The sequence below is a fragment of the Halomonas sp. genome (assembly GCF_033549285.1).
Taxonomy (GTDB): domain Bacteria; phylum Pseudomonadota; class Gammaproteobacteria; order Pseudomonadales; family Halomonadaceae; genus Halomonas.
On sequence record NZ_JAWSUJ010000121.1, the window covers coordinates 1 to 10,756 of the forward strand.

Annotated in this window: 11 protein-coding genes and 1 riboswitch; of the genes, 8 read left to right on the forward strand and 3 right to left on the reverse strand. The window is 68.5% G+C overall.

Going from position 1 to position 10,756, the window contains the following annotated elements; all coding sequences use genetic code 11:
- The 5 genes from SCI24_RS18985 to SCI24_RS19005 all read left to right on the forward strand — a co-directional run.
- The coding region (locus tag SCI24_RS18985) for a metallophosphoesterase (protein WP_318726864.1) at positions 1-946 on the forward strand (946 nt) is incomplete at its 5' end.
- Between the two features lie 178 nt (positions 947-1,124).
- Complete coding sequence (locus SCI24_RS18990; protein ID WP_318726865.1) at positions 1,125-1,976, forward strand: rhomboid family intramembrane serine protease; 852 nt, start codon at positions 1,125-1,127, stop codon at positions 1,974-1,976.
- An 11-nt stretch (positions 1,977-1,987) separates the two neighbouring features.
- Positions 1,988-2,272 carry a YeaC family protein gene (locus SCI24_RS18995; RefSeq protein WP_106229057.1) on the forward strand — a complete coding sequence of 95 codons (285 nt, stop codon included), beginning with the start codon at positions 1,988-1,990 and terminating at the stop codon, positions 2,270-2,272.
- Positions 2,256-3,107: a DUF2797 domain-containing protein gene (locus tag SCI24_RS19000; RefSeq protein WP_318726866.1), complete on the forward strand. Its 852-nt coding sequence runs from the start codon at positions 2,256-2,258 to the stop codon at positions 3,105-3,107. The genes SCI24_RS18995 and SCI24_RS19000 overlap by 17 nt, the downstream gene beginning before the upstream one ends.
- Positions 3,108-3,152: 45 nt before the next feature.
- On the forward strand, positions 3,153-4,151 hold the full coding sequence (locus SCI24_RS19005) for a zinc-dependent alcohol dehydrogenase family protein (RefSeq protein ID WP_318726867.1): 999 nt from the start codon (positions 3,153-3,155) through the stop codon (positions 4,149-4,151).
- A gap of 81 nt (positions 4,152-4,232) precedes the next feature.
- On the opposite strand, the gene SCI24_RS19010 is transcribed toward SCI24_RS19005, so the two are convergent.
- The 3 genes from SCI24_RS19010 to SCI24_RS19020 form a co-directional block, all read right to left on the reverse strand.
- The gene (locus SCI24_RS19010) at positions 4,233-4,613 is read right to left on the reverse strand and encodes a hypothetical protein (RefSeq protein ID WP_318726868.1); all 381 of its coding nucleotides are present in this window, start codon (positions 4,611-4,613) and stop codon (positions 4,233-4,235) included.
- Between the two features lie 9 nt (positions 4,614-4,622).
- Entirely contained in the window at positions 4,623-5,954 is a 1,332-nt protein-coding gene (locus SCI24_RS19015; protein WP_318726869.1) for a sulfite oxidase, read from the reverse strand.
- 173 nt (positions 5,955-6,127) lie between these two features.
- Complete coding sequence (locus SCI24_RS19020) at positions 6,128-7,216, reverse strand: PA0069 family radical SAM protein (RefSeq protein WP_318726870.1); 1,089 nt, start codon at positions 7,214-7,216, stop codon at positions 6,128-6,130.
- Between the two features lie 131 nt (positions 7,217-7,347).
- Positions 7,348-7,568, forward strand: a riboswitch (cobalamin riboswitch).
- Positions 7,569-7,698: 130 nt separating this feature from the next.
- On the opposite strand from SCI24_RS19020, the gene SCI24_RS19025 reads away from it, so the two are divergent.
- The 3 genes from SCI24_RS19025 to SCI24_RS19035 form a co-directional block, all read left to right on the forward strand.
- Complete coding sequence (locus SCI24_RS19025) at positions 7,699-9,570, forward strand: TonB-dependent receptor domain-containing protein (protein ID WP_318726871.1); 1,872 nt, start codon at positions 7,699-7,701, stop codon at positions 9,568-9,570.
- Between the two features lie 31 nt (positions 9,571-9,601).
- On the forward strand, positions 9,602-10,477 hold the full coding sequence (locus tag SCI24_RS19030; RefSeq protein WP_412930219.1) for a cobalamin-binding protein: 876 nt from the start codon (positions 9,602-9,604) through the stop codon (positions 10,475-10,477).
- A 25-nt stretch (positions 10,478-10,502) separates the two neighbouring features.
- Positions 10,503-10,756: iron chelate uptake ABC transporter family permease subunit (locus SCI24_RS19035; RefSeq protein WP_412930221.1), on the forward strand; the 254-nt coding region annotated here is incomplete at its 3' end.

Genomic DNA, 10,756 nt, shown 5'->3' on the forward strand with positions numbered 1-10,756 from the left:
GGCGACCCTGGGCTCACTGCTCGAGCGTCTCGGCTACCACCGGCGTGGCGGCGTCTATCGCCATCCGCGCCGCAAGGTAATCTTCCTCGGCGACCTGATCGACCGGGGGCCGCGCATCCGCCTGGCAGTCAGCATCGCCCGGCGGATGGTGGAGGAGGGCGAGGCCCACATCGTCATGGGCAATCACGAGTACAATGCCCTGGCCTACTGCCATCGCGCCCCCGACGGCCTGGGTCGCGATTGGCTGCGCGAGCACACGCCGCGGCACAATCGGATCATCAAGGAGACCCTGGAGCAGTACAGCGACCATCCCCAGGAGTGGGAGGAGGCGCTGGCCTGGTTCCTGGAGATCCCGCTCTGCCTGGAGCTCGATGGCCTGCGGGTGGTGCATGCCTGCTGGGACCAGCCGCTCGTGGACGCGCTGCGCCGCGAGCATCCCGACGGCCGCATCGATGAGGCCTTCCTGGCCGCCTCTGTCATACCGGGAACCCTGGAATTCCGCATCCTCGACCGCCTGACGCGGGGCACCCACCTGCCCCTGCCGGAGGGCTTGGAGATCCAGTCGGGCGACGGCTTCACCCGGCGCAGCTTCCGGGCCCACTTCTGGGCCCGGCAGCCGCAGACCTGGGGCGATGTCATCTTCCAGCCGGACAACCTGCCCGATGACCTGGAGCGTCGCGAGCTCTCCGCCGAGGAGCGCGCCCGATTGAGCTACTATGGGCCCGAGCAGCCGCCGCTTTTCATCGGCCACTACTGGTGCGAGGGGATCCCGGCCCTGCCCGCCGCCAACGTCGCCTGCCTGGACTACAGTGCAGTCAAGTTCGGCCGCCTGGTGGCCTACCGCTGGAGCGGAGAGCCGCGACTCGATGCCAACCACTTCGTGTGGATCCGCGTACCTCGCGAGGAAGAGGCCCGGCCGCAGCCCTGGGAGATCGATTTCGATTGATACAATTCGTTACAAGGAAGTCGTGTCATCGGGCTGAACTCTTGCCCGCCCACGCCATCAGAGTAGGTGTTCCCTTGAATGATCCCTTGCTCTTGTCCGGCGGCCCCCTCCGCCGGACTTTTTCTTTGCGTGGCCGGCACGCGCCGTCATGCCGGGCTCGTCACCTGCTGGAGAGGCCATGTACCGGGTAATCCTGCTGCCCCACGATGTCGACACCCGTGAGCTGCGGCGCGCCCTGTGGGCCCATCGCATCGGGCATCGATTTACCGAGGAGAGCGAGGGGCAGGTGCTGTGGCTGGTCGACCCCGAGCAGCACGACGCGATGCTCGGGCTGCTCGAGCGCTGGCGGCAGGGGGAGCCGCTGATGCCCGAGCGGGCGCCTGCCGCGAAGCGCTCGCCCGGCGAGCTGCTCGGCCCCTTTCGCCAGGTGCCGGTGACCTCCCTCGCGCTGGCGCTGTGCCTGGTGGTCTTCGCCGCCATGGGGGTGCTCGGCGACCGCGTGGTCGCGGCGCTGACCATCGTGCCGGTGGTCGTGGCCAATGGCGGGCTGGCCTTCGGCAACCTCGGCGAGGCGCTCGCCTCGGGCCAGGTGTGGCGGCTGCTGTCGCCGGCCTTCCTGCACTTCGGCTGGATGCACCTGATCTTCAACATGCTGTGGCTCTGGTACTTCGGCCGCCAGGTGGAGGCGCTGCAGGGCAGCACGCGAATGCTGACCCTGCTGCTCGTCGCCGGCATCGGCGCCAACCTGGCCCAGTACGCTGCCGGCACCGTGCTGTTCGGCGGCATGTCCGGCGTCGATTTCGCGCTGCTGGCCTATGTCTGGCTGATGTCTCGGCGCGCGCCGCACAGCGGCTTCTTCGTGCCCCAGATGCTGGTGGTCTTCATGCTCGGCTGGCTGGTCTTCGCGATGACCGACATGGCCGCCATGGTGGGGTTCGGCAACGTGGCCAACGAGGCGCACCTGGGCGGGCTGGTCGTGGGCCTGGCGCTGGGCTGGTATCATTCCGTCCGTGCCCGCCGTCAATCCTGAGAGAACCCGTCATGAGCGAGATGTCCTTCGATCGCATGATCCAGCAGATGACCCCGTCCATCTACGAGAGCCTCAAGCGCGCCGTGTCACTGCGCAAGTGGCCGGATGGCCGGATGCTGACGGCCGAGCAGACCGAGCTGTGCCTCGAGGCGGTGATGCGCTACGAGGTGGAGAACCAGGTGCCCGAGGAGCAGCGGGTCGGCTACCTGCAGCGACGCACCTGCGGCAGCGCCAGCAGCGGGGCCGACGTGCCCCCCGAACGGGCCGGCCTGGCCCGGGATGCCAGCCGTGACTGAGTCGATCGAGGCCGCCACGGCGCTTCAGGGGTGCCTGAGCAAGATGGCCGTCGAGCCGGGGGCCCCGGCCCGCTATGTACTGCGGGCCGGCGAGGCCCGTCTCGACCTCAACGCCTGCCTGGGCAAGCCCTTCCGGCTGGAGTGGACCGGCGCCATCGCCTGCACCCACTGTGGTCGGGCCACCAGGAAGAGCTTCGCCCAGGGCCATTGCTACCCGTGCTTCAAGCGGCTCGCGCAGTGCGACACCTGCATCATGAAGCCGGAGCTCTGCCACTTCTTCGAAGGGACCTGCCGCGAGCCCGACTGGGCCGAGCGCCACTGCTTCCAGCCCCACGTGGTCTACCTGGCCAATGCCTCCGGCCTGAAGGTGGGGATCACCCGCTCAAGCCAGATGCCGACCCGTTGGCTCGACCAGGGCGCCGTGCAGGCCCTGCCGATCCTGGAGGTGGATACCCGCCAGCAGTCGGGCTTCGTCGAGGTGCTGTTCAAGGAGGAAGTCTCCGACCGCACCAACTGGCGGGCCATGCTCAAGGGCGACACCCTGGCCCTTGACCTGGTGGCCGAGCGGGACCGCCTGCTGGCGCGCCTGGACGCCGGCCTGGCCAACCTGCGCGAACGCTTCGGGGCCGACGCCATCCGCCTGCTCGACGAGGCGCCGCTGAGCTTCGACTATCCGGTGCTGGAATTTCCCGCCAAGGTGGTCTCCCACAACCTGGACAAGCATCCTCTGGTGGCCGGCACCCTGCTGGGCATCAAGGGCCAGTACCTGATCCTCGACAGCGGCGTGATCAACCTGCGCAAGTTCACGGGGTACGAGGTCAAGGTCGCCGCCTGAGCTATCCTGCAGCAGCGACTGTGTGCATCAGCAGGAGGAAAGCCGATGAGCGAGTCCATGCGTGCCATGCGCCTGCATGCCCCGGGCAGGCCACTCGAGCTGGAGCGCGTCGCCCGCCCTGCGCCCGGTCCCGGCGAGGTCCAGGTGCGCGTGCTGGCCTGCGGGGTCTGTCGGACCGACCTTCACGTCCTCGATGGCGATCTCACCGAGCCCCGGCTGCCGCTGATCCCGGGCCACGAGATCGTCGGCGAGGTGACGGCGCTGGGGGAGGGCGTCCAGGCACCGGCCCCCGGCACGCGGGTCGGGGTGCCCTGGCTGGGCTGGACCTGCGGGGAGTGCGAGCCCTGCCGGGCCGGCCGCGAGAACCTCTGCGAACGGGCCGAGTTCACCGGCTACACCCGCGACGGTGGCTACGCGGAGTACTGCGTGGCCGATGCCCGCTACTGCTTTCCCCTGGCTGTCGAGGATGCCAAGGCCGCCGCCCCGCTGCTGTGTGCCGGCCTGATCGGCTACCGCACCTGGCGGCTGGCCGGTGGTGAGGCGAACCGGCGGCTCGGCATCTACGGCTTCGGTGCCGCGGCGCATATCCTGGCCCAGTTGGCGGTGTCTCGCGGCCAGCGGGTCTTTGCCTTTACCCGCCCCGGAGATACCCAGGCCCAGGCCTTCGCCCGTCGCCTCGGCGCCGTCTGGGCCGGCGGCAGCGATGAGTCCCCGCCCGAGCGCCTGGACGCGGCGCTGCTTTTCGCCCCGGTGGGAGAGCTCATTCCCACGGCACTGGCCGCGGTGCGCCCCGGCGGGGCGGTGGTCTCCGGGGGCATCCACATGTCCGACATCCCCTCCTTTCCCTATCGCCTGCTCTGGGAGGAGCGCCGCCTGAGCTCGGTGGCCAACCTCACCCGGCGCGATGGCGAGGAGTTCCTGACCCTCGCCCCCGAGGTGCCGATCCGCACCGAGACCCGTGGCTATCCGCTCGAGCAGGCCAACCAGGCGCTGGACGATTTGCGCGAGGGGCGCCTCTCCGGTGCCGCGGTGCTGATTCCCTGAGCCTTTCCGTTAGCCGCTTCCTGACCCCCGAACGAGAACAGGCCCCTCGCGAGGGGCCTGTGGTGACAGCAAGGTCGGAGATCAGCCGGAGTCGGCGACGGTGGGGTAGGGGTTATCCGGCATCAGCGTGCGCGGCAGCGCCGGGCGTCGGGTATCCTCCTTGGGTCCGTAGTACTCTGCCAGATAGTCGAGGATGGTCGCCTCGGTCTCGGCCTGGAACTCCCAGAGTCCCTGGGTATCCTGCATCCAGCGGATCAGGTACTGCCAGTGGTTGCGGGAGCCGCTGTTCTGGGTCACCAGCTTGGCCGAATGGCAGGCGGTGCAGTTGTTGCGCACCGTCTCCCAGCCCTCGGCCTTGACCAGGCCGGTGTCCGGGTCCGTCTCCTGGGCCCCCGCCGCGAGGGGAAGGCACAGCAGTGCCACCCCCAGCGTCGGCATGGCGAGTGCGTGTATAGGCTTCATGGCTACCTCCTAGGCCACCTGGACCGCGATGCGGTGACAGGCGTTGTTGAGGTAACCCTTGGGGTTCCAGCCCGGGACGACCATGGGTTGAGCGCGGCCCTCCTCGTCGGTGGCCTTGGCCCACACCTCGTAGTAGCCGGGCTCGGGGAACTCCACCGTGGTGGTCCAGCGCTGCCAGGCCAGGCGATTGGGCGGGTCCTTCAGCTCGGCCTTCTGCCAGGTGGCACCGAAGTCGATGGAGACGTGCATCTCCTTCACGGCCAGGTCGCCGGCCCAGGCATGGCCGCGAACCTCCATGGCCTCGCCGAGGGCATGGTCGATGCCGGACTTCGGGAAGGTGACCAGCGACTTCACCGGCATCGACTGGATGGTGACGAAGTCCTCCTCGGGCACGTTGCTGCCCGGCGCCACCGGGTGCTTGGGCACGCTGTAGGAGGGGGCGCCCATCTTGGTGCCGTCATGCTTCTGGTTGCGGATCACGATGCGCTTGAGCCACTTGCCGGACACCGACCCCGGCCAGCCCCCACACACCACGCGCAGCGGGTGCCCATTGAGGTAGGGGATGTCCTCGTCGTTCATCGCCCAGGCGATCAGCGACTCGTCCTCCAGGGCTTTCTCCATGGGCACGCCACGGGAGATCGGGTCCTTGTTGGGATCGCCGCTGGCATGGGCATCGGCCCCGTAATAGCCGATGTAGACGGCGTCGTCCTTGATCCCGCAGGCCTCCAGCACGTCGCGCAGTCGCACGCCCGTGAAGGTCGGGCAGGCTACCGCGCCGGTGGTCCACTGGTTGCCGCTGGCAGAGGGCACGTACTCGCTGCGGCCATTGCCGCCGCACTCCACCTGGAGCTGATAGGTGTGGTGCTCGAAGCGCTCCTTGAGGTCGGCGATCGAGAAGCTCTGGGGGTTCTCGCAGGACTCCCCGCCGACCTCCAGCTGCCAGGCATCCACGTCGATGTTCTCCATCGCCGGCGGTATGCCGTTGTTGCGCACGAACATGACCTTGCCGGGGGTGATGTCGTCGTCCAGCAGGTGAGGGGGCGTCTCGGCGTTGATGGGCCGGTCGTTGAGGACGGTCAGCCCCTCCTTGCCCTCCAGGGTGAAGGGTTCGTCGCTCTGGGCCAGAGCCGCGGGGATGAGCCCGCCCGGCATGCGGTCGGCGAAGGGGATGGAGCCCCCCACGGCGGCGGCCATGGCGAGCAGGCTCGAGCGCTTGAGGAACCCCCGGCGGGTGACGGGATCGACTTCCCGGTCCCAGAGCTTGCGATCCGCGGCCTCGGGGTCCTCGGCATAGAGCTCATGGATGCCGCGTGTCTTGGCATCGGGCGGTAATTTGGTCATGGCTGGACTCCTGGCAGGCCCTGGCGTGCGTGAGCATGAGTCGGAGCGTCCTGTACGCATGCCGGGCCGATGTTGTTTTATCTGGCGTGTTCCATCATTCCAGTTCTTACGATATGTCAAAGTAGCAGCAAAATGCCGGGTGCAAGCTCGCCTCCCATTCCTCGCTCCCCTCTCTACTCGAAGAGATCCCCCTGGGCACGGGGCGCTCGGAAGGCCGAGGTGTCCAAGGGCTGGCTCGCCGGGGCCGCCGGGTCATTGAGGCCGAAGCGGCGGCAGGCCTGCCGGAAGCGCTGCGCCAGCAGCTCCGCGAACACGCCCTCGCCGCGCATGCGCTTGCCGAAGCGCGGATCGTAGTCCGCACCGCCGCGGCACTGGCGGATGAGGCTCATCACCTTGCCGGCCCGTTCGGGGTAGTGCTCCGACAGCCAGGCCTCGAACAGCGGGGCGACCTCGCGGGGCAGGCGCAGCAGCATCCAGCCGGCGGTGGTGGCGCCGGCCATCGAGGCGGCCTCCAGCAGGCGCTCGAGCTCGTGGTCGGTCAGTCCCGGAATCACCGGTGAGACCAGGGTGCCCACCGGGATGTCGTGGTCGGCCAGGGTGCGGATCACCCTAAGCCTCGCCGACGGGGAGGCGGTCCGCGGCTCCAGGGTTCGCTTCAGCTCGGTATCGAGGCTGGTGAGGCTGACCATCACCCGCACCAGACGCTGCCTGGCCAGGTCCTGCAGCAGGTCGAGGTCGCGCAGGATCAGCCCGCCCTTGGTCACCAGGGTCACTGGATGGCGGCACTCGAGCAGCAGCGCCAGGATGGCGCGGGTCGTGGCATAGCGGGCCTCCAGGGGCTGGTAGGCATCGGTGTTGCCGGCGAGATTGATGGGACGGCATTGGTAGCCTGGCCTGCACAGCTCATCCCGCAGGCGCTCCACCAGTCCGGTCCGGGCGATCAGCTTCGTCTCGAAGTCGAGCCCCGGGGAGAGGTCCCAGTAGGCGTGGCTGGGGCGCGCATAGCAGTAGATACAGCCATGCTCGCAGCCACGATAGGGGTTGATCGAGCGGTCGAAGGGCAGGTCAGGGGAGCTGTTCCAGGCCAGGGCGCTGCGTGTGTTCTCCTCGCGCACCTCAGTGGCCAGGCTCGTCGGCGCCTCCTCTTGCCACCAGCCGTCGTCCACTGGCTCACTGCTGGTTGGGGCGAAGCGGTTGTGGGGGTCAAAGGTGGCGCCACGGCCCTTGCGCGCCACGCCATCGCGGTTCGATTGATGGGCCATCGGGAACGCCCCTTTGCTGTACAAATAGACAGTATAGGTGTGCGGCGGTGGTCTGTCAGCCCATCGGCAAACAGGCTGCGCCCGGTCAATCCGCGCGAGGGTGCGCGTTGACGCTTCATCGGGGGGTTGCTAGCTTACGCGCACTCTCAGGTGCTGGTGGATGCGTCTGCCAGTGAAACGGGAAGTCGGTGATCCCATTCCGACGCTGCCCCCGCAACGGTGATCGAGAAGAGAGCGGCCATCACGCCACTGTGCTGCGGCACGGGAAGGCGGTCGTTCCGGACGTCGGGACTGCTTCATGCCCGGCACCCACTCGTCAGCCCGGAGACCGGCCCGAGAGTTCATGCCGAGTTGCGGTGGGCGAGCTCGAGGCAGGGCCGGCGCCGCTTTTCCGTTCGTCCTTCTTCCTCGACCCCTTGCCGCCTCGGCGTTCAATACGCCATCACGCCGTGCGGGTGAGCACGGTGAGCAAGGGACACACCATGAAAACCATAAATCACGCCGCCCAGGGCCTGGCCGTCTTTGGCCTTGCCGCGCTTCCGCTGGCCGTCCACGCCCAGGCGAGCAGCGACGACCAGGCGTCCCCAACCGTCGAGCTCAATCCGATGGTCGTGACCGCCGCCCTGGCGCCCCGTACCGCCGACCAGAGCCTAGCCTCCGTCACCGTGATCGACGAGGCCGCCCTGCGTCGCCAGGATCCCGCCAGCATCACCGATGTGCTGCGTGGCCAGCCCGGGGTGGATGTCACCACCCAGGGCAGCTTCGGCAAGCAGAGCAGCGTCTTTATCCGCGGGACGGGAAGCAATGCCAATGTGCTGCTGATCGACGGCATCCGGCTGCGTTCGGCGACCACGGGGGCGGCCTCCTGGGAGTTCCTGGATCCGCGCATGTTCGAACGTGCCGAGATCGTGCGCGGCCCCCGCGGCAGTCTCTACGGCGCCGACGCGGTGGGTGGCGTGGTCCAGTTGTTCACGCCGGAAGGGGAAGAAGGTGGTCCCCAGCCGCGTATCTCTGCCGGTGGCGGCTCCTTCGAGTCCCAGCGCTATAGTGCCAGCCTATCCGGCGCCGAGGGCGGCACCCGCTACCATTTCGCCGCCAGCCGTTTCGACACCGAGGGCGCGCCGGTGCGTCGCGATGGGGATGACAAGGGGTATGACAACACCACCGGTCTGGTGCGACTCTCCCACACCTTCGACAGCGGGGCCGAGATTGGCATGCTGGCGCTGCGATCGAGGGGGAGCACGGAATTCGACGCGTCCGGGCCGGCTGAGGATGATTTCGTGCAGCAGGTGGCAGGCATCTATACCGAGTTGCCACTCACCGAGAGATGGACGAGCCGGCTCACCCTCAGCGAGGCGCGTGACGAGCGTGATACGCTAGCACCGACCTACAGCTCCTTCTTCGAGACCCGGACCCGTACTGCCCAGTGGAAGAACACCCTGGCCCTAGGGCAGCATGAAGTGGTGATCGGTGCCGAGTACAGCGAAGATGATCTCGGCGACAGTCAGACGTCCGGGCTCGCCTTCAACGAAGAGAGCCGCGACAACCGGGCGGTGTTCGCCCAGGGGCTGCTGGACTTCCAGCCGCTTACCACCCAACTCAGCCTTCGCCATGACGACAACCAGGCGTTCGGTGAGGAACTGACCGGCAGCCTGGCACTGGGCTATGAGCTGGATGCCCGTCACAGCCTGCGTGCCAGCTTCGGAACGGCCTTTCGTGCCCCGACCTTCAATGAGCTCTATTTCCCCTTCGTCGGCTCGAGCAACCCGGACCTGGAAGCCGAAACCTCCGAGACGGTCGAACTGGGCATTCGCGGGCAGTACGACGCCTGGTTCTGGGATTTCGCCGCCTACCGGACCGAGGTGGAGGACCTGATTGCCCTGGATGCCAGCTTCCGCCCTGTCAACGTCAATGAGGCCAGGATTCGTGGCGCCGAACTCTCCGCCGGTGCCGAGTTCGACGGCTGGACGCTGGCGACGGCGCTGACCCATACCGACCCCGAGGACCGCGATACCGGCAACCGGCTTGCGCGCCGTGCCACCCAGGGCCTGCGTCTCGATATCGATCGCGAACTGGGGAAGTGGTCGCTGGGCGCGTCCTGGATCGCCCAGAACCATCGCTACAACGACGGCGCCAACGAGCAGCGGTTGCCCGGCTATGGCATCGTCAACCTGCGGGCCGGCTGGCAGCTTGCGCCGATGTGGTCGCTGCGCGCCACCGTGGAGAATCTGACGGACAAGGAGTATGCCACCGCCCAGGGCGCTGACCTCGACCTTGCCACCTTCGAGAGCATCCCCTTCGACTACATCAACGCCGGGCGAGCGGCCTTTGTCAGTGTCCACTTTGGCCCCTAGGGAGTCGCCAGTGACTCACCGTCTGCCCGGCATGGCCGGGCTCCTGTTCGTGCTGCTGACCGGCCTCGTCGAGCCGGCCGCTGCCGATGAGATCTGCGCCATCGACGATACCGACCGCGAGATCTGCCTGGCGGACCCGGCCGAGCGGATCGTCGCGCTCTCTCCCGGTGCCACCGAGCTGCTCTTCGCCGCCGGCGCAGGGGAGCGGCTGGTGGCGGCGGTGGACCACAGCGACTATCCGCCCGAGGCCAAGGCGCTGCCCTCGGTGGGCAGCCATGACCGCCTGGACCTGGAGCGCCTGGTGGCCCTGCAGCCGGATCTGGTGATCGGCTGGGTCACCGGCAATCCCGTCGAGCAGGTGGAGCGCCTCGAGCGGCTGGGGGTGCCGGTGTTCCGGATCGAGCCACGGGCGTTCGAGGCCATCGCCACGGCCCTCGAGCGGCTGGCGCGGCTGGCCGGCAGCGAGGCGCAGGGGCGCCTGGCCGCCGAGCGCTTTCGCCAGGGGCTGGCCGAACTGGCGGCACGCCATGCCGACGCGCCTCCGGTGACGGTGTTCTACCAGGTGTGGGACTCGCCGCTGATGACCGTCAACGACGAGCACCTGATTGGCGAGGTGGTGACGCTTTGCGGGGGCGTGAATGTCTTCGGCGGCCTCCCGCGTCTGGTGCCGCGCATCGACGAGGAAGCCCTGCTGGCGGCCGACCCCGAGGTGATCCTCGCCGGTGGGCGAGGGGAGCAGAACCGCAGTTGGCTCGAAGACTGGCAGCGCTTTCCCGAGCTGACCGCGGTGGCTCGCGACAACCTCTTCTTCGTGCCCCCGTCGCTGCTCCAGCGCCCCACGCCGCGCCTGCTCGAGGGCAGCCGGCTCCTCTGCGAGCGGCTGGAGGTGGCCCGTGGGCGGCGCTAGCCAGCGCGCCGCTGCCCACGGGCACCTGACCCTGGGCCACCTGGCGTTGACCCTGGGGGTACTGGCCGCGGTGGCCCTGGCGGCCCTGGTATTCGCCGTCGCCCTGGGCAGCGCCACCGTGCCCCTGTCGGATGGCCTCGCCGTACTGGTGGGCGGGGGAGACGCCCTGTCACGCACCCTGATCCTGGAGCTGCGCCTGCCGCGCGCCCTGGCCGCCTTCGCCACCGGCGGCCTGCTGGCGGTGGCCGGTGCGCTGATGCAGGTGCTGCTGCGCAACCC